Source organism: Luteipulveratus flavus (assembly GCF_029439465.1).
GTDB classification, from domain to species: Bacteria; Actinomycetota; Actinomycetes; order Actinomycetales; family Dermatophilaceae; genus Luteipulveratus; species Luteipulveratus flavus.
Window position 1 is genome coordinate 1 of sequence record NZ_JAROAV010000004.1, and the last position, 24920, is coordinate 24920.

The 24920-nt window shown below is 71.0% G+C and carries 18 protein-coding genes; 11 read left to right on the forward strand and 7 right to left on the reverse strand.

Going from position 1 to position 24920, the window contains the following annotated elements; all coding sequences use genetic code 11:
- Positions 1-334 precede the first annotated feature (334 nt).
- On the reverse strand, positions 335-2179 hold the full coding sequence (locus P4R38_RS00795; protein WP_277190565.1) for an NHL domain-containing thioredoxin family protein: 1845 nt from the start codon (positions 2177-2179) through the stop codon (positions 335-337).
- A gap of 82 nt (positions 2180-2261) precedes the next feature.
- On the opposite strand from P4R38_RS00795, the gene P4R38_RS00800 reads away from it, so the two are divergent.
- The 6 genes from P4R38_RS00800 to P4R38_RS00825 all read left to right on the forward strand — a co-directional run bounded on the left by P4R38_RS00800 (position 2262) and on the right by P4R38_RS00825 (position 9536).
- Complete coding sequence (locus tag P4R38_RS00800) at positions 2262-2699, forward strand: NfeD family protein (protein ID WP_277190566.1); 438 nt, start codon at positions 2262-2264, stop codon at positions 2697-2699.
- The gene (locus P4R38_RS00805) at positions 2692-3921 is read left to right on the forward strand and encodes an SPFH domain-containing protein (protein ID WP_277190567.1); all 1230 of its coding nucleotides are present in this window, start codon (positions 2692-2694) and stop codon (positions 3919-3921) included. The genes P4R38_RS00800 and P4R38_RS00805 overlap by 8 nt, the downstream gene beginning before the upstream one ends.
- A 166-nt stretch (positions 3922-4087) precedes the next feature.
- Positions 4088-5677, forward strand: a complete 1590-nt coding sequence (ligD, locus tag P4R38_RS00810; RefSeq protein ID WP_277190568.1) for a non-homologous end-joining DNA ligase — start codon at positions 4088-4090, stop codon at positions 5675-5677.
- A gap of 20 nt (positions 5678-5697) precedes the next feature.
- Positions 5698-7806, forward strand: coding sequence for a phosphate acetyltransferase (pta, locus tag P4R38_RS00815; protein WP_277190569.1), 2109 nt, complete (start codon positions 5698-5700; stop codon positions 7804-7806).
- The gene (locus P4R38_RS00820; protein WP_277190570.1) at positions 7803-8996 is read left to right on the forward strand and encodes an acetate/propionate family kinase; all 1194 of its coding nucleotides are present in this window, start codon (positions 7803-7805) and stop codon (positions 8994-8996) included. The genes pta and P4R38_RS00820 overlap by 4 nt, the downstream gene beginning before the upstream one ends.
- Before the next feature lie 243 nt (positions 8997-9239).
- Positions 9240-9536 (forward strand): GIY-YIG nuclease family protein, encoded by a 297-nt coding sequence (locus P4R38_RS00825; RefSeq protein ID WP_277190571.1) that lies wholly within the window; start codon positions 9240-9242, stop codon positions 9534-9536.
- Positions 9537-9702: 166 nt separating this feature from the next.
- Here P4R38_RS00825 and P4R38_RS00830 read toward each other — a convergent pair whose 3' ends face one another.
- Positions 9703-10482: a pentapeptide repeat-containing protein gene (locus P4R38_RS00830; protein ID WP_277190572.1), complete on the reverse strand. Its 780-nt coding sequence runs from the start codon at positions 10480-10482 to the stop codon at positions 9703-9705.
- Positions 10479-12950 carry a phosphoketolase family protein gene (locus P4R38_RS00835; RefSeq protein ID WP_277190574.1) on the reverse strand — a complete coding sequence of 824 codons (2472 nt, stop codon included), beginning with the start codon at positions 12948-12950 and terminating at the stop codon, positions 10479-10481. The genes P4R38_RS00830 and P4R38_RS00835 overlap by 4 nt, the downstream gene beginning before the upstream one ends.
- Positions 12951-13036: 86 nt before the next feature.
- Between P4R38_RS00835 and P4R38_RS00840 the strand changes: the two genes are divergently transcribed.
- From P4R38_RS00840 to P4R38_RS00855, 4 genes are read left to right on the forward strand one after another with little or no spacing between them, the layout of a single operon-like run.
- Positions 13037-13555, forward strand: coding sequence for a hypothetical protein (locus P4R38_RS00840; protein ID WP_275237096.1), 519 nt, complete (start codon positions 13037-13039; stop codon positions 13553-13555).
- Positions 13552-14034, forward strand: coding sequence for a group II truncated hemoglobin (locus tag P4R38_RS00845; RefSeq protein WP_277190575.1), 483 nt, complete (start codon positions 13552-13554; stop codon positions 14032-14034). Before P4R38_RS00840 ends, P4R38_RS00845 begins: the two co-directional genes overlap by 4 nt.
- Before the next feature lie 45 nt (positions 14035-14079).
- A complete protein-coding gene (aroQ, locus tag P4R38_RS00850; RefSeq protein WP_277190576.1) occupies positions 14080-14526 on the forward strand; it encodes a type II 3-dehydroquinate dehydratase in 447 nt (148 codons plus the stop codon).
- Positions 14519-16675 carry an MMPL family transporter gene (locus P4R38_RS00855; RefSeq protein WP_277190577.1) on the forward strand — a complete coding sequence of 719 codons (2157 nt, stop codon included), beginning with the start codon at positions 14519-14521 and terminating at the stop codon, positions 16673-16675. Before aroQ ends, P4R38_RS00855 begins: the two co-directional genes overlap by 8 nt.
- A gap of 155 nt (positions 16676-16830) precedes the next feature.
- On the opposite strand, the gene P4R38_RS00860 is transcribed toward P4R38_RS00855, so the two are convergent.
- The 4 genes from P4R38_RS00860 to P4R38_RS00875 form a co-directional block, all read right to left on the reverse strand.
- Complete coding sequence (locus tag P4R38_RS00860) at positions 16831-18192, reverse strand: alkaline phosphatase PhoX (protein ID WP_277190578.1); 1362 nt, start codon at positions 18190-18192, stop codon at positions 16831-16833.
- A 200-nt stretch (positions 18193-18392) separates the two neighbouring features.
- On the reverse strand, positions 18393-20246 hold the full coding sequence (locus P4R38_RS00865; protein ID WP_277190579.1) for an acyl-CoA dehydrogenase: 1854 nt from the start codon (positions 20244-20246) through the stop codon (positions 18393-18395).
- Between the two features lie 159 nt (positions 20247-20405).
- A complete protein-coding gene (locus P4R38_RS00870; protein WP_275237102.1) occupies positions 20406-21809 on the reverse strand; it encodes an amidase in 1404 nt (467 codons plus the stop codon).
- Between the two features lie 104 nt (positions 21810-21913).
- Positions 21914-23164 carry a hypothetical protein gene (locus tag P4R38_RS00875; RefSeq protein ID WP_275237103.1) on the reverse strand — a complete coding sequence of 417 codons (1251 nt, stop codon included), beginning with the start codon at positions 23162-23164 and terminating at the stop codon, positions 21914-21916.
- A 212-nt stretch (positions 23165-23376) separates the two neighbouring features.
- On the opposite strand from P4R38_RS00875, the gene P4R38_RS00880 reads away from it, so the two are divergent.
- Entirely contained in the window at positions 23377-24918 is a 1542-nt protein-coding gene (locus P4R38_RS00880) for an ABC transporter substrate-binding protein (RefSeq protein ID WP_277190580.1), read from the forward strand.
- The last annotated feature ends 2 nt before the right edge of the window (positions 24919-24920 follow it).

Genomic DNA, 24920 nt, shown 5'->3' on the forward strand with positions numbered 1-24920 from the left:
TCTCGATACGTCCTCGCCCTGGGGCTCGTCCTACTCGACCGGCGGACGGCACCGGGACCGGGCGGGGGTTCCCGCTGGTTGAGCCGGTGCGAGGCGCCAGCCGAGGACCGTGTCGAAACCTGGTGAGGCACAGGGAGACTCGCGCGAACGCGTCACCAGGTTTCGACTCGGGTACAGCACCGTCGGTCGAGTAGGCGGAGCGCTAGCGGAGCCGTATCGAGACCAGGTGCACCCGCTGCGGTGGTCTCGATACGTCCTCGCCCTGGGGCTCGTCCTACTCGACCGGCGGGAGTTCCCACTGGTTGAGCCGGTGCGAGGCGCAGGTAGTGCTGGGTCAGACGCCGCGGAGGTCGAGGTGGAGGGTGTCGCCGCCGCCGGCGGTCAGGACGACCGGGATGCCCCAGTCCTGCTGGTACAGGTGGCACGCCGCGTGCTCGGGCACCTCGCCGGTCACCGGGTCGCCGTCGCACGCCGCCGCCCGCACCGACACGTGCAGCGTCCCGGACCCGACGGTCGGGTCGAGCCGCAGCGTCCGCGTCAGGCCGGTCGCTGTGCCGCCGCCGTCGACGAGCAGGCCCTCCGGCGACGCGGACACCATCAGCTGCGTCGGATCGCCCCACCGTAGGTCGAGCTTCTGACCGGTCGGCGGCTCGAAGGCGACCCGCAGCTCGACCTCCCCACCCGCGAGCTCGGTCGGCGGTCGCTGCGTCTGGTGCGCCGGGCCGTCGACCCGCTGGGCGTCGGCGGGCACAGCAACCCGCGTCAGCCGGTGCGCAGCCGACTCCACCACCACGAGATGGACCTCGCCGCCGACCGCGACGACGAGTGCGTCGCTCGGCTCGGCGAGCCCCGTTGCCAGCGTGGAGATCTCGCTCGTCGCCGGGTCGTACCGGCGGATCGCCCCGTTGTACGTGTCGCTGATCGCCACCGAGCCGTCCGGCAGCTCGGTGACCCCGAGCGGGTGCTGCATCAGCGCCTCACTCGCCGGCCCGTCACGGTGACCGAAGTCGAAGAGTCCCTGCCCCGCGTACGTGGACACCTCGAACCCGTTGTCGTTCAACGAGATCGACCGCAGCGCCGACGTCTCCGAGTCGGCGATCCAGACCTTCGACCCGTCGGAGGAGGACGCGAGTCCGGACGGCTGCGCGAACCACGCCTCGTCCGCCGCCCCGTCGCGGATGCCCTCCGAGGACGTTCCCGCGAGGACGGCGACCGTCGAGTCGGCCGGGTTCGGCGCGAGGTGAAGTGCCCACAGCTGATGGGTCCCGGCCATCGCGATCACGACCCGGTCGATCCACCAGGCGAGGTCCCACGGCGTCGACAGGTCCTGCTTGAGCGCCGGACCCGAGCCCGTACGCTCGCGCAGCTGCTCTCCCGTACCGGCGAGAACGCCGATCCGCCCGTCCGACAGACGGATTCCCTTGATCTGGTGGTTGACGCTGTCGGCGACCACGACGTCATACCCGATACGCTCCGCGACGTCCGTCGGCAGCACGAGCACGCCCTGCGGCTCGTTGAACGTCTCGCGCGAGCCGTACCGCGCCCGCTCGGTCTCCAGGTCCGGCCCCAGGTGGACCACCTGGTGGTGCGCGGTGTCGGACAGCAGCACCGAGCCGTCCGGCAGCCCGGCCAGCTTGCCCGGGAACCGTAGCGAGGTGGTCGGCGCGGGCGGCGGCACGTACGGCCCGTCACCGGCGCGCAGCGTCCCCTTGGCGGCGTGCTCCTCCAGCAGCTCCTCGATCAGGACGGCCAGCCCGTGCGCGTGACCCTCGCCGGACATCTGCGCGACGACGTACCCCTCGGGGTCGATCACCGCCAGCGTCGGCCACGCCCGCGCGGTGTACGCCTGCCAGGTCACCAGCTCCGGGTCGTCCAGGACCGGGTGGTGGACGGCGTACCGCTCGACGGCCGCGGCCAGCGCGTCCGGGTCGGCCTCGTGCTCGAACTTGGGGGAGTGGACCCCGATGAGCACCAGCTGGTCGGCGTACCTCTCCTCCAGCGGACGCAGCTCGTCCAGGACGTGCAGGCAGTTGACGCAGCAGAAGGTCCAGAAGTCCAGCACGACGACCTTGCCGCGCAGGTCCTCCAGGCGGACCTCGCGGTCGCCGGTGTTCAGCCAGCCCCGCCCGCGCAGCTCGGGGGCGCGGACGCGGACGCGGGTACGGATCGAGTCACTCACGTGAGTAGCCAACCCCATGGCTGTCCACAGGCTTCCCTCCTGTCCACGGTGTGATGTCGGGCTCCCGGCGTAGGGTCGAGCCATGTCGGCGCTGCTGTGGTTCATCGCGGCTCTCGTGCTTGCGGCCGCAGAGCTGCTGGGGGCCGAGTTCGTGCTGCTCATGGTCGCCGGCGGTGCGCTGGGCGGTGCCGCGACGGCCGCGCTGCTGCCGGACAACCACTGGCTTCCGTTCGTGGTGTTCGCGGTCATCACCGTCTTGCTCGTGGTCGTCGTCCGGCCGCCGCTGCTGCGTCACCTCAACCGGCAGGAGCCGCCGCAGCTCGGCATGCGGCGCATCATCGGCGCGCCCGCAACCGTGCTCGCGCCGGTGGACGAGCACCGCGGTGAGGTGAAGGTGCACGGCGAGGTCTGGTCGGCCCGGACGTACGCGAGCGAGCCGATCCTGGATGCCGGCGCCGAGGTCACCGTCACGGAGGTCCGTGGCGCGACGGTCTACGTGAGAGGTGAGTCCCATGGATGATGTGCCCATCGGCCTGATCGCCCTGATCGTGCTGGCGGTGCTCGTGGTCATCGCGGTCATCCAGGCGATCAAGGTCATCCCGCAGGCGCAGGCCGCGGTGATCGAGCGGCTCGGCCGGTACAACCGGACCACCGAGGCGGGCGTCACCTGGCTGGTGCCGTTCATCGACCGCATCCGCTCGCGGGTCGACCTGCGCGAGCAGGTCGTGTCCTTCCCGCCGCAGCCGGTGATCACCGAGGACAACCTCACCGTCTCGATCGACACCGTCGTGTACTTCCAGGTCACCGACCCCAAGGCCGCGGTGTACGAGATCGCCAACTACATCCTCGCGGTCGAGCAGCTGACGATCACGACGCTGCGCAACGTCGTCGGCGGCATGAACCTCGAGCAGGCGCTCACCAGCCGGGACGCGATCAACACCCAGCTGCGCGGCGTGCTGGACGAGGCGACCGGCAAGTGGGGGCTGCGCGTCTCCCGCGTCGAGCTGAAGGCGATCGACCCGCCGCCCTCCATCCAGGACTCGATGGAGAAGCAGATGCGCGCCGACCGCGACAAGCGCGCGATCATCCTCACCGCGGAGGGTCAGCGGGAGGCCGCCATCAAGACCGCCGAGGGCCAGAAGCAGGCGGCGGTGCTCACCGCCGAGGGTGCCAAGCAGGCGGCGATCCTCAACGCCGAGGGCGAGCGCCAGTCGGCCATCCTGCGCGCCGAGGGTCAGCGCGCGGCGCAGTTCCTGACCGCCCAGGGCCAGGCGAAGGCGATCGAGAAGACATTCGCCGCCATCAAGCAGGGTCGCCCAACGCCGGAGCTGCTGGCGTACCAGTACCTCCAGACGCTGCCGACCATGGCCCGTGGCGACGCGAACAAGGTGTGGATGATTCCGAACGACTTCAGCAAGTCGTTGCAGGAGATGGCTCGCGCGTTCGGTGCGAAGGGCGACGACGGCGTCTTCCGGTACGAGGGTCCCGAGCCGGAGTCCGACACCTCCCGTCCGGGCGACGTCGACGACGACGTGAAGGACTGGTTCGGTTCGACGACCGCGGACGCAGCGCTTGCCGCCGTCCGGCAGGCGGAGGCCGCGGCCCAGATGCCGGTGGAGGAGGGCCCGCTGACCACTCCCCGCATCCGTCCACAGGCCCCGCCGGTCTCGGAGCCCGCACTGCCACCGACCGTGGAGCCGGAGGACCCGGACACGCCGCCGCCCGCCGACCCCGCTGGCTGACCGACTCCGCCGGCTGACCGACCCCGCCGACTGACCGACCCCGCCGACTGACCGACCCCGCCGGTCGAGCCGGGCGAGGCGCCGGCCGAGCCCGTGTCGAGACCCGGTGACCGCGAGGGAGACTGGTCGCGACGGGTCGTACCGCCGCTCGAACGGAGGTGGCCGCATGAACGCGAGCGACAGGCTGGCCGCGTACCGGAGCATGCGTGACTTCGGTACGACGCCCGAGCCGAGCGGCGACACCGCCGCGCCGTCCACCGGTGGGCTGCGCTTCGTCGTGCAGCGGCATCGGGCGACGGCCCTGCACTACGACCTGCGGTTCGAGATGGACGGCGTCCTCGCCAGCTGGGCGGTACCCAAAGGCCCGACCCTGGACCCGTCCGTCCGCCGGATGGCGATTCACGTCGAGGACCACCCGATCGAGTACGTCGACTTCGAGGGCGTCATCCCGCACGGCGAGTACGGCGGGGGCGACGTCATCGTCTGGGACCGCGGCACCTGGGTCCCGCACGACACCGACGACCCGGTGGCCGCCGTGGCCAAGGGCGACCTGCACGCCGACATGTACGGCGAGAAGCTGCGGGGCCGGCTGGTCCTGGTCCGCCGTGGGCCCGCCAAGGAGAAGGAGCAGTGGCTGCTGCTGCACAAGCACGACGACCACGCGGTGGACGGCTGGGATCCCGAGGACCATCCGCGCTCGGTGATCAGCGGGCGCACGAACGAGGAGGTCAAGGCCGACCCCGCGTACCTGTGGCGCAGCGACCGCCCCGCGCAGGACGCTGTCGAGGTCGTGGTCGGCGCGGCGTCCGGGCCGTCCGACGACGAGCTGGCCGCGCTGGACCGGCTCGGCGACGACGGCACCTGGACGGTGTTCGGTCGTGAGCTGGCGGTCACCCACCTGGACAAGGAGCTCTTCCCAGGCCGCGCCGGCGAGGACCCCGTCACCAAGCGGGAGCTGCTCGCGTACACCGCACGTGTCGCGCCGGTCGTGCTGCCGTACGTGCGCGACCGGGCGATGAACCTGCACCGTTACCCCGACGGGGCCACGCGAAAAGGGTTCTGGCAGAAGGCCCTTCCTCATCACGCCCCGGACTGGGTCGGCCGTTGGGACAACTCCGACGCCGACGCCGGCGAGACACGGACGTACCTGGTGGTCGACGAGCCGGCCGCCCTGGTCTGGGCGGCGAACTTCGGCGCGCTGGAGTGGCACCCGTGGACGTCGCCGACCGACGCGCCGGACCGGCCCTCGTACGCGCTGTTCGACATCGACCCCGGCGAGCGGACCACCTGGGAGGAGACGCTCGAGCTGGCCCGGCTGCACCGGGCGGCGTTCGAGCAGCTCGGCGTCAGGGGTGTGCCGAAGGTGACCGGCAGCCGCGGCATCCAGGTGTGGGTCCCCGTCCGCCGCGGCCCGACGTACGACGAGACGCGCGCCTGGGTCGAACGCGTGTCCCGGACGATCGGGAAGCTCGCCCCGGGGCAGGTCAGCTGGAAGTGGCGGAAGACCGAGCGACAGGGGCGAGCCCGGCTCGACTTCACCCAGAACGCCGTCGGCAAGACGCTGGTGGCGCCGTACTCGCCGCGACCGGCCCCCGGAGCGCCCGTGAGCATGCCGATCGGCTGGCAGGAGCTGGACGACCCGACGCTGCGACCGGACGGCTGGACGATCAGGACCACGGCCGCGCGCCTGGACGAGCACGGCGACCTGTTCAGCGGCGCTCTCGTGCACGACCAGCGGCTGGCCGAGTTCCGGTGACGGCCGCCTAACCTGGGACCATGTCGCGCAGCGTCTACATCACCTCCACCGAGGGCGAGACGGGCAAGTCGACGATCGCGCTCGGCCTCCTGGACCTCCTGTCGCGCGAGGCCGGCCGCATCGGCGTGTTCCGTGCCGTGACCGGCTCGGACCACCGGCCGGACCCCGTCGTCGAGCTGCTCCGCTCCCACGCGGGCATCGACCAGTCGTACGACGAGTCGATCGGCGTGACGTACGACCGGCTGCACACCGACGAGGCCGGCGCTCTGGGCGACATCGTCGACCGGTTCCACCGGCTCGCGGCGACGCGTGACGTCGTGATCGTGCTCGGCAGCGACTTCACCGACGTGAGCAGCGGCGGTGAGGCGGCGATGAACGCGCGGATCGCCGCGAACCTCGGCAGCCCGGTCGTGCTGGTCGTCCAGGGCAAGGAGCGCGACGCGGACGCGGTGGCGGTCGCCGCCGAGCTCGCCTGCGAGCAGCTGCGCGAGGAGCACGCCCTCCCCGTGGCGCTCATCGCGAACCGGGTCTCCACCGACGTGCTCGCCGACGTCCGCGAACGGCTGGGCGACCTCCCGGCCGCGGGTGGAGCACCGCTGCTCGGCGTCCTGCCCGAGGTGCCCCTGCTCGTGGCGCCCACCGTCCGCAGCCTGCTCGCCGCGTGCGACGGCGAGCTGCTGCGCGGCAACGACGCGTGGCTGGACCGGGAGGCGCGCGGGTTCGTGATCGCCGCGATGTCCATGCCCAACGTGCTCACCCGGCTGGTCGAGGACGTCACCGTGATCGCGCCCGGCGACCGGTACGACGTGCTGCCGGGCCTGGTGTTCGCGCACCAGTCGGGCACTTTCCCGGCGCTGTCGGCCATCGTGCTGACCGGCGGTTATCGCCCGCCGGACACGATCCTGCAGCTCATCGACGGCTCGCCCAGCGACCTACCGATCATCGTCACCGACCTCGGCACGTTCGACACGACGACCCGGCTGGCGGGCACCAAGGGCGCGCTCTCCTCCGGCAGCCTGGTCAAGCGGCAGACGGCGCTGCGCACGTTTGCCGATGCGGTGGACGGCGACGCGCTGCTCGCCGCGATCGACGTGGCCGACGCGACCGCGGTGACGCCGCTGATGTTCACCCACCGGCTGCTGGCCCGGGCGCGCTCGGACCGCAGGCGCATCGTCCTGCCCGAGGGTGACGACCCGCGCATCCTGCGGGCCGCGGACTCCCTTCTGCGGCAAGGGGTTGCGGACCTCGTCCTGCTCGGCGACGAGACCGCGTTGCGGGCGCAAGCGTCGTCGGCGGGCCTGGACATCTCCGGCGCGACCGTGCTGTCCCCGACCGACGAGGAGCACGTCGAGCGGTACGCGAAGGTGTACGCCGAGCTCCGTGCGCACAAGGGCATGACGGTCGAGAAGGCGCGCGAGGTCGTCACGGACGTCTCGTACTTCGGCACGCTCATGGTCCACCTCGGCGAGGCCGACGGCATGGTCTCCGGCGCCGCGCACACCACGGCCCACACGATCCGCCCGTCGTTCGAAATCATCCGTACGGTGCCGGGCACGTCCGTCGTGTCCAGCGTCTTCCTGATGTGCCTGGCCGACCGCGTCCTGGTGTACGGCGACTGTGCCGTCAACCCTGACCCGACCGCCACCGAGCTGGCGGACATCGCGATCTCGTCCGCGGCCACGGCCGAGCAGTTCGGCATCGACCCGCGGGTGGCGATGCTGTCGTACTCGACGGGGACGTCCGGTGCGGGCGCCGACGTCGACAAGGTCCGCGACGCGACCGCCCTCGTCCGCGAACGGCGTCCGGACCTGCTCGTCGAGGGACCGATCCAGTACGACGCCGCCGTCGACGCCGACGTCGCGCGGACCAAGATGCCGGACTCACCGGTCGCCGGGCAGGCGACCGTGCTGATCTTCCCGGACCTCAACACCGGCAACAACACCTACAAGGCCGTGCAGCGCAGCGCCGGCGCGGTGGCCGTCGGGCCGGTTCTGCAGGGTCTGAACCGTCCGGTCAACGACCTGTCCCGAGGAGCTCTGGTGGACGACATCATCAGCACGGTCGCGATCACCGCCATCCAGGCGCAGTCGACGTCCACGTCTCACGCGGCCGACAAGGCTCGCCGATGAGCCGGTCGGTGCTCGTGCTCAACGCGGGCTCGTCGTCGCTGAAGTTCCAGGTCGTCGAGCCCGAGTCGGGCGAGGCCCGCGCCAAGGGCACGATCGAGCGGGTCGGCGCGTCCGGCTCGTCGATCTCGCTGACCGTGGACGGCGAAGCCCGCGAGGAGGACGCCGAAGTCCCCGACCAGGCCGCCGCGCTGGAGGTGATGCGGACGGCGCTCGCGGACCGCGGGGTCGACCTCGCCGCGGCCGGGCTGGTCGCCGTCGGCCACCGGGTCGTGCACGGCGGTCGGGCGCTCACCCGGCCGACGGTGGTGGACGAGAAGGTCCTCTCCGAGATCGACCGGGTATCGGTGCTCGCACCGCTGCACAACCCGGTCAACGCGGACGGGATCCGCAACGCTACCAACGCTTTTCCCGACCTCCCGCAGGTCGCCGTCTTCGACACGGCGTTCTTCTCGGACCTTCCCGAGGCCGCCTCGACGTACGCCATCGACCACGACCTGGCGGAGAAGTATGCGATCCGCCGGTACGGCTTCCACGGCACGTCGCACGAGTACGTGTCCCAGGAGGTCGCGCGGTTCCTCGGGCGTGATCTCGCCGACCTCGACCAGATCGTGCTGCACCTCGGCAACGGTGCCTCGGCCTCCGCGATCCGCGGCGGACGTCCGGTGGACACCTCGATGGGGCTCACACCGCTGGAGGGCCTGGTCATGGGCACGCGAGGCGGCGACATCGACCCCGGTGTGCTGCTGCACCTGCACCGCGTCGCGGACCTGGACGAATCCGCTCTGGACGAGCTGCTGAACAAGAGGTCGGGCATCCTCGGCGTGTCCGGCATCGCCGACTTCCGCGACCTGTCGAAGGCGGTCCACCAGGGCGAGGAGCGTGCCCGGCTCGCCCTGGACGTCTACCTGCACCGGCTGCGCAAGTACGTCGGTGCCTACCTGGCCGTGCTGGGCGGCGTCGACGTGATCACGTTCACTGCAGGCGTCGGCGAGAACAGTGCCGAGCTGCGAGCGGCGGCGCTGGAAGGATTGGAGCGTCTGGGGATTCGCATCGACGGACGCCGCAACAAGGGCGCCAACGACGGTCCGCGGGTGATCTCGACCGACTCCTCCGAGGTCACCGTCCTGGTCGTCCCCACCAACGAAGAGCTCGCCATAGCCCGTCAAACCCTCGCCGCCCTCAACCCCTGACCCGGACACCCCGTTGGGCGAGCCGGGCACTCACCGTCGGTCGAGTAGGGCGAGGCGGGCACCCTCCGTCGGTCGAGTAGGGCGAGGCGGGCACCCTCCGTCGGTCGAGTAGGGCGAGGCGCTAGCCGAGCCCGTATCGAGACCAGCCGAACCCCGTCCACAACCCGCGCGCGGATGTACCAGCGATCCACACCACGGAGCAGCCGATCGGCCATGCGGCACCGCCGCACACAGACTCGCGTCATGGCGTGGACCTACATCTTGCGATGCGGCGACGGCAGCTACTACGTCGGCAGCACACGTGATCTCGAACGCCGGCTCGCTCAGCACCGAGCGGGGGAGGGCGCCGCATACACCCGACGGCGACTGCCGATCGAGCTCGTGTGGGCGCAGGAGTGCACTCGTGTCGACCAGGCCTACGCGCTGGAGAAGCAGGTGCAGAACTGGAGTCGCGCGAAGCGCGAGGCCCTGATCACCGGCCGGCTGGAGCTGTTGCCGTCTCTGGCCCGTAAGCCTGCGAAGCGACCGTCGATGGAGTAGCCGTGGTCCGCTGGTCTCGATACGGGCTCGGCTAGCGCCTCGCCCTACTCGACCGGCGGTGCCTTGCTCTGTTTTCTATCGACCGGCGGTATGGGGGGGGGGGGGGGGTGGTCGCGCCTCGACCGGCGGTGTGTTTCAGTCGCCTGCTCGACCGGAGGTACTTCGGTTACTCAGCGGGCCAGTGGGGTGGGAGGTGGGTCGTGGCGTCGCCGCGGGCGGCGTCGAGCTGGGACTGCAGCAGGTAGAGCGTCCCGGACAGGTCGGCGCCACGCAGGTCGGCGTCCCTCATGTCCGCCCCGGTCACGTCGGCGCCGGCCAGATCGACACCCCGCAGATCGGCTGCGACCAGCATCGCTCCTCGCAGGTTCGCGCCGCGGAGGTCGCGGCGCCGGAGGTCGACTCCGAGCAGGTCCGCGCCTCGCAGGTCGGGCCCTCCACTGCCACGCAGCTGCGAGCTCGCTTGCTGCAGCAGTGGGTTCACCTCTCCGCGGAGCACGTCGACGTCGAGTTCGGCCACCTCCGCCGGACTGCCCGCGCCGAGGGCATCCAGCCGGTCCGCCTCCGCACGCAACGCCGCGCGCAGCGGGCCGTCCGGGAGCAGACGTACGGACTCCGAGACGTACCAGAGCAGCTCGTGCAGATCCCGCATGACCGGGAACACGTCGAACATCGGCGGCGCGGCCCCGGACCTCCAGTCCACACCACCGAACGTCTCCTGTGACATCCGCTGGCCCGCGCCGAAGCAGTCGTACACGGTGCATCCGCGGAAGCCGAGCTCCGGCAGCCGCTCGTGCACCGAGCACCCGAAGTCGGCGGCGAGGTTCGGGCACGGCGTACCCGCCGGCTTGTCAATCGCGAAGTCGGACGAGGCGGCGAACGCCGGGACGACACAGCACAACCCGAAGCACTGCGAGCAGTCGGCGCTCAGCTGTCGCGCTGCGGTCACCCGAAGTCCGCGCTGGTCTCGCTCGTGGACGTGGCGGACGGTGAGCCCTCACCATCGGCGCTGCCGTCCCACGTCCAGCCGCTCACCTCGGGCGCGTCCTCGCCGTACGTGCGGGTCCACTCCTTGGCGCGACGTCGTGCGTCCATCATGTCCTGCCGCAGCTGTGCCGCTCGCGAGCCGAGACTGGGCACGCGGTCGATGACGTCTATCACCAGGTGGTACCGGTCGAGGTCGTTCATCATCACCATGTCGAACGGCGTGGTGGTCGTGCCCTCCTCCTTGTACCCGCGGACGTGCAGGTTGTCGTGGTTCGTCCGCCGGTACGTCAACCGGTGGATCACCCAGGGGTACCCGTGGTAGGCGAAGATGATCGGCTTGTCGCGGGTGAACAGCGTGTCGAAGTCGCGACCAGCCAGGCCGTGCGGGTGCTCCTTCTCGTCCTGGAGCCGCATCAGGTCGACCACGTTGATGTACCGGATCTTCAGGTCCGGCAGGTGCTTTCGCAGCAGGCTCACGGCGGCCAGAGCCTCTAGCGTCGGGATGTCACCCGCGCTGGCGATGACGACGTCCGGGTCCCCGTCGTCGTTGGACGCCCACTCCCAGATGCCGACGCCGCGCGCGCAGTGGTCGGCCGCCTGGTCGGCGTCGAGCCAGTCGAACTGCGGCTGCTTCCCGGCGACGACGACGTTGACGTAGTGCTCGCTCTGCAGGCAGTGCGCCATCGTCGACAGCAGTGTGTTCGTGTCCGGCGGGAAGTATGCCCGGACGATCTCGGGCTTCTTGTTCAGGACGATGTCGATGAAGCCGGGGTCCTGGTGGGTGAACCCGTTGTGGTCCTGCCGCCAGACGTGGGAGGTGAGCAGGTAGTTCAGCGACGCCAGCGGAGGTCGCCACTCCAGCTCGCGGGTGGTGTTGAGCCACTTGGCGTGCTGGTTGAACATCGAGTCGACGATGTGGATGAACGCCTCGTAGCAGGAGAACAACCCGTGCCGGCCTGTCAGGAGGTAGCCCTCCAGCCACCCCTGGCAGGTGTGCTCGGACAGCATCTCCATCACGCGGCCGTGCCGTTCCAGGTGCTCGTCGACCGGCAGGATCTTGCCGGCGAACACCTTGTCGGTGGCCTCGTACACCGCGCCCAGCCGGTTCGACTCGGTCTCGTCGGGACCGAACAGCCGGAACGAGGTCGGGTTGTCCCGCACGATGTCGGCGACCATCGACCCGAACACCCGGGTGGCCTCGTTCACCGATCCACCCGGCGTCTTGACCTCAATGGCGTACTCGCGAAAGTCCCTGATCCTCAACGGTTTCCGCAGCAAACCGCCGTTCGCGTGCGGATTGGCGCTCATCCGACGGTCTCCCGCGGGAGCCAGCGCCTTCACGTCGGCCACGAGTCGTCCGTCCTCGCCGAACAGCGCGGCCGGGTCGTACGACTCCATCCAGCGCTGCAGCTGGACGCGGTGGTCCTCGTTGGTACGGGTCTCGGCGAGGGGCACCTGGTGGGCGCGCCAGGTGCCCTCGACCTGGACGCCGTCGACGGTCTTCGGTCCGGTCCAGCCCTTCGGCGTCACCAGCAGGATCATCGGCCAGCGCGGCCGATCGGCATCGGCCGAGCCCCGACGCTTCTTGCCCGACCGGGCCGCGTCCTGGATCGCGGTGATCGAGTCGTGCGCGCGGTCGAGCGCCGCGGCCATCTGCTGATGGACGTCCGCCGGGTCGTCGCCCTCGACGGTGATGACCTCGTGGCCGTACCCCTCCAGCAGCTTCGTCAGCTCCTCGCGCGGAATGCGCGCGGGCACAGTCGGATTCGCGATCTTGTACCCGTTCAGGTGCAGGATCGGCAGCACAGCCCCGTCCACCGTCGGGTCGATGAACTTGTTGGCGTGCCAGGACGTCGCGAGCGGACCGGTCTCGAACTCACCGTCGCCGACGACCGCCGCGACGACGAGGTCCGGGTTGTCCATCGCCGCGCCGTACGCGTGGGAGAGGACGTACCCGAGCTCGCCGCCCTCGTGGATGGAGCCGGGCGTCTCCGGGGCGACGTGCGAGGGGATGCCGCCGGGGAAGGAGAACTGCCGGAACAGCGCCTGGAGCCCCTCGGCGTCCTCGCTGATCCGCGGGTACACCTCGCTGTACGTGCCCTCGAGGTAGGCGTTCGCGACCGCCGCGGGCCCGCCGTGACCGGGGCCGGCGAGGAAGATCGCGTTGACGTCGCGCTGCCGGATCAGCCGGTTCAGGTGGGCGTACACGAGGTTGAGGCCGGGCGTCGTACCCCAGTGCCCGAGCAGCCGCGGCTTGATGTCGTCGGCCACCAGGTCGCGCTTGAGCAGGGGGTTGTCGAGCAAGTAGATCTGCCCGACGGCCAGGTAGTTCGCCGCACGGAACCAGGCGTCCAGCCCGGCGAGCTCGCTGCGCGACAGCGGCTTCTTCGACGACGTCGAGGACGAGGTGCGCTTGCGAGGTGGCGTCATGGCCCCACTGTGCCCGCCGACGGTCGCCGGGTCGAGAGAAGATTCTGCTCTTGACGGCTGCAACGGTGTAAGCGTGTAATCAGTGCATGAGTGACATTCATGGTTGGCTCATCGGGCGGCTCCCCGACGAGTGGTTCGAGGCCGAGCCCGAGGTCACCGTCGATCGCGAGGAGATCGTGGTCGTCGGCACACTGCCCACCCCCGACGTCGAGGACACCGGCGAGGCCGCCCACCGCGGCGCCGAGGCCGGGCGGATCAAGCGCTTCCGCGAGGACACCCGCCAGCAGCGGATGCGCATCGCCGACGAGGCCGAGCGTCGGTTCGGGCGCAAGGTCGCCTGGGGCGCCCAGTGCGGTGAGACGCGCGAGCTCTTCACCAACCTGTCCATCCCGGTGATGACGCGCCTGCGGCAGCCGGAGCGCCAGGTGCTCGACACCCTCGTCGCCGCGGGCGTCGCGCGCTCCCGTTCGGAGGCCCTGGCGTGGTCGGTACGGCTGGTCGCGGAGCACGAGGGCGACTGGATCGCCGAGCTGCAGGACGCGCTGACCGCCGTCCACGAAGCACGCCGCGCCGGCCCGTCCTCCCGTCGGAAGCCGGCCTCGTGACCGACGCGGCCGACGCGGGCGCCGTACCGACGCTCTACACCTGGGCCGGCGGCGAGGAGGCGTTCGAACGGCTGACGTCGGTCTTCTACGCGAAGGTGCTGCAGGACGATGTGATCGGGCCGTTGTTCGCCCAGATGGCGCCGAACCACCCGCAGCACGTCGCGTTGTGGCTCGCGGAGGTGTTCGGCGGACCACCGCGCTACACCGACGAGCTCGGCGGTTACCCCCGGATGGTCGCCCACCACATCGACAAGGCCATCACCGAGCCGCAGCGCCGCCGCTGGCTGGAGCTGCTCCTCGACAGCGCCGACGAGGCCGGTCTGCCCGACGACCCGGAGTTCCGCGCGGCCTTCGTGGGCTACCTCGAGTGGGGCACTCGGATCGCCCGGACGAACTCCCAGCCCGGGGCCGACGTCGTCCGCGACGCTCCCGTCCCGCGCTGGGGCTGGGGCGTCGCGCCACCGTACGACGGGGGCTGACCGGCCATCCCCGTACGGCGTCCGTCGCCAGCCATACTGGGCGGTATGCCGTCGTTCGCCGTCCTCAACGGGCCCAACCTGAACCTGCTCGGCCAACGCGAGCCGGCCACCTACGGCCGGACCACCCTCGCCGAGATCGGGAAGTCGTGCGCCACTGTCGCGAGCGAGCTCGACTGCGAGCTGAGCTGGTTCCAGTCCAACCACGAGGGCGCACTGGTCGACGAGATCCAGCGCCTCGCGTCCGACGGCACGGACGGACTCGTGGTGAACGCAGGCGCATACACGCACACGAGCATCGCGATCCGGGACGCGCTGTCGACGCTCGACGCACCGTTCGTCGAGGTCCACATCTCGAACGTCCATGCGAGAGAGGGCTTCCGGGCGCACTCGTACCTCTCCGACATCGCCGCCGGCGTCATCGTCGGCTGCGGCGTCCAGGGCTACGAGCTGGCCGTACGCCGCCTCTCTGCGCTCGCCGGCCAGCATGGCTGACCGCGAGGTGACTCAGGACGGCAGCTCGGTCGCGGTCGACACCACGCCCCGGCGCGACCCGCACGGCTTGTTCTCGCCGGCGGCCCGCGCGCTGGGCCGGCTGGTCGGACGACGTGCCAAGTGGGTGACGGTCGTACTGGCCGTGGTCGTCGCAGCGGCCGCACTGGCCCTCGGCGGCAGCGCCGAGGCCACGTCGACCACTGCGACGTCACTCCCGGCGTCCGCGGAGGCCGCCCGCGCGGACGTCCTCCGCAACCAGATCCCCTCCGGCGGCAACGCGCCCGCGATCGCGGTCTTCTCCCGCCCCGGCGCGCTGACCGCCGCCGACCGCGCCGCCGTCACGGCCGCTCAGCGCCGGGTCGTGGCCGGTGACCGCAGCCGGCAGGGACCACCGCCGCAGTACGCCCGCGACGGCAGCACCGGGCTGCTGGTGATCCCGCTGTCGGCCGACCTCACCGACGACCAGACGTCGACGACCGTGGAGCAGCTGCGCACCACCCTTCGGGGCGATCTCCCCGCGGGCCTGCAGGTCAATGTGACCGGCGGACCGGCGTTCTCCGCGGACGTCGGCAAGATCTTCGAGGGTGCGGACGTCCGGCTGCTGCTCGCCACCGCCGGCGTCGTCGCGCTGCTGCTCCTGCTGACCTACCGCAGCCCGTGGCTGTGGCTCGTCCCGCTGATCGTCGTCGCCGTGGGCGACCAGGTCGCCTCCAAGGCGGTCGCCGCCCTGAGCCGCGTGACGGACCTGCGCGCCGACGGCGCCGTCACCGGCATCACCTCGGTGCTGGTCTTCGGCGCGGGCACGAACTACGCGCTGCTGATCATCGCCCGCTACCGCGAGGAGCTGCGCCGTACCCAGGACCGGCACGAGGCGATGCGGGCCGCGCTGCGCTCGGCGTCCCCGGCCGTCCTCGCCAGCTCGAGCACGGTCATCCTCGCGCTGCTCAGCCTCGGTCTGGCCGACGACCCGTTCACCCAGTCCCTCGGGTACGCCTCCGCCGTCGGCATCGCGATCGCGCTCGCCTTCGCCCTGCTCGTCCTTCCGGCCGCGATGGTGCTGTTCGGTCGGCGGCTCTTCTGGCCGTTCGTCCCGCGGCTGGGACAGGCCGAACCGACGCACCACGGGTTCTGGTCGCGCGTCGGGGAGCGCGTGACGCGGAACCCCGTCAAGGTCGGACTCGCCAGCGCCGCGGTGCTCGCGGTGCTGGCCTGCGGCGGGTTCGGCCTGCGGATCGGGCTGACCTCCACCGAGCAGTTCCTGCAGAAGCCGGAGGCGGTCGTCGGCCAGGAGCAGCTCGCGCGCGCGTTCCCCGCGGGCACCAGCGAGCCCACCGTCGTCCTCACCCGCAGCGATCAGGTGGCCGCGGTGACCGCCGCCGTGCAGAAGGTCGACGGCGTCGCGTCCGTACGGCCTGCCGGATCCGGCGGTGGCATCACCGAGCTCGATGCCGTGCTGTCGGCGGACCCGAACAGCTCGCGCGCGTTCGACATCGTGCGCGACGTCCGGACGGCCGCCTCCTCGGTGCCGGGCGCTCGAGCGCTCGTCGGCGGTGCGGACGCCGAGGCGCTCGACGCGCAGACCACCGCGGCCCGCGACTACCGGGTGCTGACGCCGGTCATCCTCGCGATCGTGCTCGCGGTGCTGCTCCTGCTGCTGCGCAGTGTCGTCGCGGCGGTACTGCTCGTCCTCACGGTGATGGCGACGTACGTGGCGAGCATGGGCGCCAGCTGGTTCGCGTTCGACCACTGGCTGGACTTCCCGGCGATGGCCCTGTCGACACCGCTGCTGGCGTTCCTCTTCCTGGTCGCCCTCGGCGTCGACTACAACATCTTCCTCACGACCCGGGCTCGTGAGGAGGCGTCCGAGGGCGCCGCGGCCAGACCGGCGATCGTGCGCGCGCTCGCCGTGACCGGTGGCGTGATCACCAGCGCCGGCATCCTGCTGGCGTCGGTCTTCGCGGTGCTCGGCGTGCTCCCGTTGATCCAGCTGGCCCAGGTCGGCACGATCGTCGGGTTCGGTGTCCTGCTGGACACCCTCCTGGTCCGCAGCGTCGTGGTGCCGGCCCTGGTCAGCATCATCGGCGAGCGCTGGTGGTGGCCGAGCCACCCCGGTCCGCACGGCACGAGCGAGCCCGAACCGGCCCCCTGACGCCGCCCGGAGGCTCCCGCGACCGCCACCGCTTCTCCGGGCCGAGTGCGCGTGTCCTGCGTGATTCCGCGTGGAAAATCAGCAGGACACGCGCATTCGGCCGGCGGGGCGGGCGGGCGGCGGTCCGGCAGGGGCTGGGATGAGACCCAGGAGGCTCAGCTGTGCCGGCGCCAGGGACCGGTCACCGCGAACGTGGTCCCCGGCGTGTAGACGTTGAAGAACAGCGTCCGCCCGTCCTGGGAGAACGAGACGCCGGACAGCTCGCCGGTCTCACCCGGCGACAGCTCCTGCCGGTTCCGCGCGAAGGTGAACGGCTCGCCGTCCCGGGTCGTGCCGAGCAGGTAGTTCTCGCCGCTGGAGTCCTCGCACATCATCAGTCCGCCGTACGGCGACATGCAGATGTTGTCCGGGCACTCGTACGTGTCGTCGGCGTCGGTGCCGTTGAAGATGATCTCGAGGGTGAGCGTGCGGCGCCGCGGGTCGTACTTCCAGACCTGCCCGTCGTGCGTGGCCGCCGAGCCGTCCTTCGGGCGGGCGAACGACGACACGAAGTAGACGCACCCGTCGGCATCGCCCCACCAGCAGCCCTCGAGCTTCTGACCGCGCACGATCGGCTTGGCGTACTCCTGGGCGCGGACCGGCGTGGTGGCGGCGGTCGGGTCCGGGACGTCGAACCACTGCACGTTCGTGAACGTGGTGCCGGGCTCGCGGACCAGCGACATGTCGTTCAGTCCCGGCGCGTGCATCGCCTGGAGCGTGCCGCCGGCGCGCAGGCTGCCGTGCCCGGCCAGCGGTTTCTTCGGCAGGAAGCGGTAGAACGAGCCCAGCGGCGCACCCGAGAAGGCGTCCTCGGTCTCGTACACCACGCCGTTGGACGGGTCGACGGCCACGGCCTCGTGCATGAAGCGACCCATCGCGGTCAGCGGGACGGGGTCGGCGTTGCGCCTGTTGTCGTACGGGTCGACCTCGAAGATCCAGCCGTGGTCCTTGGTGTAGCCGTTGGTACCCGCCCGGCCCTCGGTCTCCTCGCACGTGAGCCAGGTCCGCCAGGGCGTGTGGCCACCGGAGCAGTTGATCGCGGTGCCACCGAGGCTGACGTACTCCTCGCGGGTCCGCAGCGCCGGGTCGAGCACGAGGTTGGTCGTGCCGCCTCCCGCGCCGGGGTCGTAGGTGGTGGCGAGGCCCGCGGTCGGCACGGTGTTGGTGGCGTCGGGATAGTTCTCGTGGTTGCGGACCAGATGGGTGTGCTGCCGCGAGCCGGTGAAGCTGCCCATGCCGTCATGGCTGCCCGGGACGCGACCCTGGCCTGACAGCAATCGGTCACCCTCGCGGGACAGGATGCGGTACTTGAAGCCACGCGGCAGGTCCAGGATCCCGGCGGGGTCCGGGAGCAGTGGTCCGTAGCCGGCCCTCGGCCCTGGACGGACGGTGTGGAGCGCCTCCGCACGGCCGGTCAGGGCGAGCGAGAGGCCGGCGGCGCCGGTGCTGACGAGGAAGGTGCGACGGGACAGAGACATCGGTGGCTCCTCCGGTTGCCCGAGGCCGGGGCATGGCCGCGGTCGGATCTGCCGACCGTAACGGAGTGATCCGTCCGGCTGGGTGAGTCCGCCGGAACCCGACTCTTGGAGCAGATTCGGCCCCGTACGACAGCGGCGGCGGGGCACCCCCGCCAGATGGGGTGCCCCGCCGCCGCTGTCCTACGCGACCGACCGGTCGATCAGAAGGCCGACTCGTCGAGCTCCATCAGCTCGAGGTTGACGCCTTCGGCGATCGCACGGTCGGACGCCAGGCGCGGCAGCACGGTCTGGGCGAAGAACTTCGCCGCGGCGACCTTGCCGGTGTAGAACGCCTGGTCCTTGCCCGCGTCACCCGCGTCGAGGCGGGCCTGGGCGACCTCGGCCTGACGCAGCAGCAGCCAGCCGATGACGACGTCGCCGGCGGCCAGCAGGAGCCGTACCGAGTTGAGGCCGACCTTGTAGGCCTCCTTCGGCTGCTCCAGCGCGCCGAACGCGTGGTTGCCCATGACCTCCAGGATCGCCTGCAGGTTGGCGACCGCCTGGCCGAGCAGCTCGCGCTCGCCGGCGATCTTGTCGTCGCTGCCGCCGCCCTTGACGGTCTCGGCGATCTGCTGCGCGAGCCAGCCGATGGCCTGGCCCTGGTCCTTGATGATCTTGCGGAAGAAGAAGTCCAGGGACTGGATCGCGGTCGTGCCCTCGTACAGCGTGTCGATCTTGGCGTCACGCACGTACTGCTCGATCGGGTACTCCTGCAGGAAGCCGGAGCCGCCGAACGTCTGCAGCGACTCGGTGCCGAGCAGCACCCAGGCGCGCTCGGAGCCGACGCCCTTGACGATGGGCAGCAGCAGGTCGTTGACCCGGTTGGCCAGCGCGGCCGGCGAGTCGTTCGGGATGGTCTCGACGCCGGTCTTCAGCTGCTCGGCGTCGACGGTGTCCTGCTGGGTCGCGGTGAAGACCACCAGCGCGCGCAGACCCTCGGCGTACGCCTTCTGCGTCATCAGCGAACGACGCACGTCCGGGTGGTGGGTGATGGTGACGCGCGGCGCGTCCTTGGCCGGCGTGGTCATGTCGGCACCCTGCACGCGCTCCTTGGCGTACTCCAGCGCGTTCAGGTAGCCGCTGGACAGCGTCGCGATGGCCTTCGAGCCGACGAGCATCCGGGCGTGCTCGATGACGCGGAACATCTGGGCGATGCCGTCGTGCTTGTCGCCGAACAGGGTGCCGACGGCCGGCTCCTGGTCGCCGAAGGTGACCTCGCAGGTCGTGGAGACCTTCAGGCCCATCTTGTGCTCGACGTTGGTGACGTACGCGCCGTTGCGCTCGCCGAGCTCACCGGTCTCGAGGTCGACGTGGAACTTCGGGACGATGAAGAGCGACAGGCCCTTGGTGCCGGGGCCGGCGCCCTCGGGGCGGGCCAGCACGAAGTGGATGACGTTGTCGACCATGTCGGACTCGGCCGAGGTGATGAAGCGCTTGACGCCCTGGACGTTCCAGGTGCCGTCGTCGTTCTGCGCGGCCTTGGTGCGACCCGCGCCGACGTCCGAACCGGCGTCCGGCTCGGTCAGCACCATCGTGCAGTGCCAGCCCTTCTCGACGATCCACTTCGCGAGCTTCTTCTGCTCGTCGTTGCCGAGCACGTACAGCAGCTTGGCGAAGGAGTAGGAGGCGGCGTACATCGCGATCGCCGGGTTCGCGCCGAGGACCATCTCGTTCATGGCCCACTTCAGCGACGGCGGGACGACGGTGCCGTCCAGCTCGGCCGGGACGTCGACGTTCCAGAAGCCGGACTCCTGGTAGGCGGCGTAGCTCTTCTTGAAGCTCTCCGGGACCGCGACGCTCTTGGTCTGCGGGTCGTACACGGGCGGGTTGCGGTCCGCGTCGTCGAAGGAGGCGGCCAGCTCGGTCTCGGCCAGCTCGGCGACGCCCTTCAGCATGTCGCGCGCGGTCTCGACGTCCACGTCCTCGTACGGACCCCGGCCGAGGACCTCACCGCGGCCGAAGACCTCGAACAGGTTGAACTCGAGGTCGCGAACGTTGCTCTTGTAGTGACCCATGCTGGCCCCTTCTCTGACTGATAGGACGCCGTGCCGGCCCGTGCCCGATCGATCGGGTGGCGGACTCGCCCACGTAAGTTACTCGCTAGTAATCCATTGTCCTACTGATGAGTAGCAAACGCAACGTCCCGCGAAGTTCCGGCGCAGTAGCGGTGCGGCTCAGCGGTCGTGGGCGCGCCAGTCAACGCGCACGGCGGCAGGTCGGTGCGCCTCGTACCAGCGGGCCGCCCGGAGGACGCCGGCGTCGTCGAACCGCCGCCCGATGAGCTGGACGCCGACGGTCCGGCCGTCCGTCGTGAATCCGGCGTTGACGGTGGCGGCGGGCTGGCCGGACAGGTTGTACGGCGCGGTGAAGCCGATGTGCGCCATGCCCTGGTCGGTCTCGCCCCACGGCATCGGCCACTCGGCGGGGAAAGCGGCCATCGGCGCGACCGGCGAGAGCACCAGGTCGTACGGCTGGGTCGCGGCGACCGTGCGGGCGCGGATCGTGTTGATGGCGGTGTAGCACTCCATCAGCCGCAGACCGCTCACGTCGCGCGCCGCCGTCACCCAGCGCACGATGAACGGCAGCACGCGCGCCTGCGCCTGTGGGTCGAGCGCGACGAGGTCGGCGTACGAGCGCACCCGCCAGAACGTGTCGAGCGCGTCGAGCAGCTCGGGTGACATCCACGGCTCGAGGGGTACGACCTCGGCGCCGGCCTCGGAGAAGACGGTGGCCGCCGCCTCGACGGTGCGGCGCACCTCCGGGTCCACGGGGAGGCCGCACCCGGCGTCCAGGAGCAGACCGACGCGGAGGCCGCGTGGCTCGAAAGACGTTTCTTCCCAGTCGATCTCGGTAGCTGGCAGACTCGCCCAGTCTCGCGGGTCGGGCTGGGCGATGACCCGCATGAGCAACGCGATGTCCTCGACGGAACGAGCGAGGGGGCCGGCCACCCGCCCGAGGTACGGCGTGTCGAGGGGTACGCGGCCGTCCGACGGCTTGAGCGTGGCCAGACCGAGCCAGGTGCCGGGCAAGCGGATCGAACCGCCGATGTCCGTACCGACGTGGAGCGGCCCGTACCCGCCGGCGGCCGCCGCTCCCGCGCCCGAGCTGGAGCCTCCGGTCGTGAGGGTCGGGTCCAGCGGGCTGCGGGAGATGCCGTGCAGGCTGGACACGCCGGAGGAGAGCATTCCCCAGTCGGGCATCACGGTGGACCCGAGGACGACCGCGCCGGCCCCGAGTACCCGTTCGGTGATCGGCGCATCCCGCGTGGGGAGGACGGCCGGAGAGCCGGCGTTCCCGGCGCGGAGCGGGATGCCGCGGCGAGCGACGTTCTCCTTCACCGTGATCGGGACACCGTCGAGCGGACCGATCGGTGCGGAGCGGACCCACCGTTCGGTCGATGCTGCGGCCTGGCGCTCCGACGTCTCGGCGGAGTCCTGGGCGAGCGCGTTGAGGACCGGTTCGCGTCGTTCGACGACCGCCCGCACGGCGCGATGGACCTCGGTCGGGGAGAAGTCACCCCGTGCGTACCCGGTGATCAGCTGGGTGGCGCTGCGCCACGCGAGGTCCTCGTCCGCCATCCGCTCATCCTGCCCCGGTACGCCGACCGACTCGCGCGACCGGCCGGACAGCGCGAAGCGGGGCCGCCCGACGGCGGCCCCGCTCCCTGGTGATCGACGGCGGCTCAGCGCTGGTCGTCGCGCCGGAGCCGGTCGCGCCAGGACCGGCCCTGCTTCTCCTCGTCGGTGGCGTCGGTCTCCCACGCCGGGCGGTCCGCGTCCGTCCCCCGCTCGCCGGCGACGTGCTGACCGGGCTCACCCTGGACGTGCTGACCGGGCTCACCCTCGAGGTCCTGGCCCGGCCGGCCGGTGGCGCCCTGGTCCGGAGTCACGTCTCCCCGATCGGTCTCGGGGAGGCGGGCGGCGGGCTGGCCGTCGCCCTGAGCCGCGACACCGGGCCGGTCCTCGCCTGCCGGGGCAGGCACGGCGCCGGCCTGGTCACGACCTGCTGCCGCACCGGACGGCACGCCGCTCTGCTGGCCCCCGCGCGCGAAGTCCTGTGCGCGCGGGACGTCGTCCGACTGGTCGACACCGTGCCGACCCGCCTGCTCGTCGCTGTAGCTGGCGTGCGAGCCGGACGTCGCACCGGCCCGATCGCTGTCGGGCGCGGTGTGCGTGGGAGGTACGGCGCCGCCCGGCTGGTCGTGACCCAGGTCCTGGTCGCGAGCCGGGGGCATCGCGCCGGTGGGACGACCGGCATCGTCCAGATCACGGCCGTGGCCCGAGTGCGTCGGAGGGACCGGACCGCCCTGCTGGTCCTGGCCAATCCGGTCGCGTCCGAGGCTGTCGTCCTGACCGACGCGGTCGTGTCCGAGTCCACCCTGGCGGGTGTCGTCCTGGCCGATGCGGTCGTGATCCGCGGATCCCGGCGCAGCGGCGACCGGCGGGACCTGCTGGCGCGCCGATCCGTCATGAGAGGCGCGGTCCGACGCCGCACGTGCTGTGGTGCCGTCCGTGTCGGCGGCGTGCCGGCCGCGGTCACCCTCGACCCGGCCGTCCTGCCCGTCCAAGCGACGGCCGTCGGCGTCGGTGTCGACGTCGGGGTCGACACGGTCCGCCTCACGCAGCTGGTCGTGGTAGGACGAACGCTCGGTGTCGGCCGCCTCCTGCCGGCGGGCGGCCTCGGACTCCAGCTTCTGGGCCTCGGCGTTCTTGCGGTCGGCCTCGGCGCGCGTCTCCCGGGCCTGCGCCGACGCGCGCTGGGCGTCGGCCTCCTTCTCCTGCACGGTGCGTGCCTGGCCCTGAGCCTGCTCGCGCAGGTCGGCGGCCTGGGCGCGGTGTGCGTCTGCACGCCGGCGTCGCATCATCGGCAGGATCAGCAGCACGAGCGCGATGAGCACGACTGCTGCGATGATCCACCACCAGATGGCGTCCATGGATCTTCCTCTCACTGGATGTGATCTGTGCCACCGAACCTAGCGGCGAAATCCCCGGACTGGCGGTGTTTCCCCCGCGTGCCGGACGGCCGGATGTCCAGGAACGGCCCGCAGAAGACCAGTGGTGTGCTGCTGCGCGCCGGCTCGCGCGTACGCCATGCTGGATCCCTGATGCGACGTGTCGACGCGTCGCCGCTGGATTAGGAGTGCCGATGTCCCTGCGCCGTCCTCGTGTGCTGGTGTCCGTGGTCGGGTTCAGCCTGCTGGCGGGCTGCTCGGCCGGGTCGTCCTCCGAGGAGAGCTCCTCGGCGACCGCGGCACCGAGCTCCGGAGGCGGCGGCGCGCAGGGACCGAGCAACGACCCGATCAGCATCGGGCTCGTCGCGGAGCCCGCCAGCCTCGACTTCACCAAGAACGACGGCGCCGCCATCCCGCAGGCCGAGCTGGGCAACATCTACGAGACGCTGGTGAAGCAGGACCAGGACGGCAAGATCGTGCCCGGTCTCGCGACCAGGTGGACCGTCAGCCCGGACCGGAAGACGTACACGTTCGACCTGCCGGCGAACGCCACGTTCAGCACCGGCGCCAAGGTGACCGGCGCGGACGTCGCGTACTCCATCGACCAGGTGAAGACGAAGTGGACCATCGGGCTCAAGGCGAAGATGGACCCGGTCAGCGCCGTCGACGCGACGAGCCCGACCCAGGTCAAGGTCACGCTCTCCAAGCCCAGCAACAGCTGGCTGTTCGACATGACCACCCGCGTCGGTGCGATCTTCCCGAAGTCGGGCGGCGACCTGGCGAACAAGCCGGTCGGGTCGGGCCCGTACACCTTCACCCGGTGGAATCGCGGCGACTCGATCGTCCTGACCCGCAACGACAAGTACTGGGGGCAGAAGCCGCACTTCAAGACCGTGACGCTGAAGTACTTCAAGGACCCGACGGCCCTGAACAACGCGCTGCTGTCCGGGACGATCGACGTCGTCAGCACGCTGCAGGCACCGGAGGCGCTGTCGCAGTTCCCCACGAGCAAGTACCAGGTCATCGAGGGCACGACCAACGGCGAGGTCGTCCTGTCGATGAACAACTCGCGAGCACCGTTCACCGACAAGCGAGTTCGCCAGGCCGTGCGGTACGCCATCGACCACAAGGGCCTCATCGACACCTGCTGGGCGGGCAAGGGGCAGCAGATCGGGTCGATGGTCCCGCCCACCGACCCGTGGTACGAGGACCTCACGAAGGTCACGCCGTACGACCAGGCGAAGGCCAAGTCGCTGCTGCAGCAGGCCGGCAAGGTCGGCGCCACCGTGCGCCTGCGGCTGCCGAACTTGCCCTACGCCACCGCCTGCGGGCCGGTGGTCAAGAGCATGCTCGAGCAGGTCGGTCTCAAGGTGAAGATCGACACCCTGGAGTTCCCGGCAGCATGGCTGACGACCGTGTTCAAGAACGCCGACTACGACATGTCGATCATCGCTCACGTCGAACCTCGTGATCTGCCAACCGTTTTCGGAGATCCGACGTACTACACGAGGTACAACAACCCGCAGCTCGAGCCGTTGCTGGCCGCCGCCGACCAGGGCAGCGAGACCGACCAGGTCACGAACATGAAGAAGGCCGCCCGGCTCCTGGCCGACGACGCCGCGGCGGACTTCCTGTTCCTGCTCCCGAACCTGATGGTCGCCGACAAGGGCATCACGGGGCTGCCGAAGAACGCCATCACCGAGGGCTTCGACCTGGCCGCGCTCGGCCGCTCATGAGC

Coding starts and splice junctions, on each gene's coding strand:
- P4R38_RS00870 (WP_275237102.1), bottom strand. CDS start 21,809: ATGGCGGACGAGGACCTCGCGTGGCGCAGCGCCACCCAGCTGATCACC.
- P4R38_RS00800 (WP_277190566.1), top strand. CDS start 2,262: ATGTCGGCGCTGCTGTGGTTCATCGCGGCTCTCGTGCTTGCGGCCGCA.
- ligD (WP_277190568.1), top strand. CDS start 4,088: ATGAACGCGAGCGACAGGCTGGCCGCGTACCGGAGCATGCGTGACTTC.
- aroQ (WP_277190576.1), top strand. CDS start 14,080: ATGCCGTCGTTCGCCGTCCTCAACGGGCCCAACCTGAACCTGCTCGGC.
- P4R38_RS00860 (WP_277190578.1), bottom strand. CDS start 18,192: ATGTCTCTGTCCCGTCGCACCTTCCTCGTCAGCACCGGCGCCGCCGGC.
- P4R38_RS00855 (WP_277190577.1), top strand. CDS start 14,519: ATGGCTGACCGCGAGGTGACTCAGGACGGCAGCTCGGTCGCGGTCGAC.
- pta (WP_277190569.1), top strand. CDS start 5,698: ATGTCGCGCAGCGTCTACATCACCTCCACCGAGGGCGAGACGGGCAAG.
- P4R38_RS00840 (WP_275237096.1), top strand. CDS start 13,037: ATGAGTGACATTCATGGTTGGCTCATCGGGCGGCTCCCCGACGAGTGG.
- P4R38_RS00880 (WP_277190580.1), top strand. CDS start 23,377: ATGTCCCTGCGCCGTCCTCGTGTGCTGGTGTCCGTGGTCGGGTTCAGC.
- P4R38_RS00865 (WP_277190579.1), bottom strand. CDS start 20,246: ATGGGTCACTACAAGAGCAACGTTCGCGACCTCGAGTTCAACCTGTTC.
- P4R38_RS00820 (WP_277190570.1), top strand. CDS start 7,803: ATGAGCCGGTCGGTGCTCGTGCTCAACGCGGGCTCGTCGTCGCTGAAG.
- P4R38_RS00805 (WP_277190567.1), top strand. CDS start 2,692: ATGGATGATGTGCCCATCGGCCTGATCGCCCTGATCGTGCTGGCGGTG.
- P4R38_RS00825 (WP_277190571.1), top strand. CDS start 9,240: ATGGCGTGGACCTACATCTTGCGATGCGGCGACGGCAGCTACTACGTC.
- P4R38_RS00835 (WP_277190574.1), bottom strand. CDS start 12,950: ATGACGCCACCTCGCAAGCGCACCTCGTCCTCGACGTCGTCGAAGAAG.
- P4R38_RS00875 (WP_275237103.1), bottom strand. CDS start 23,164: ATGGACGCCATCTGGTGGTGGATCATCGCAGCAGTCGTGCTCATCGCG.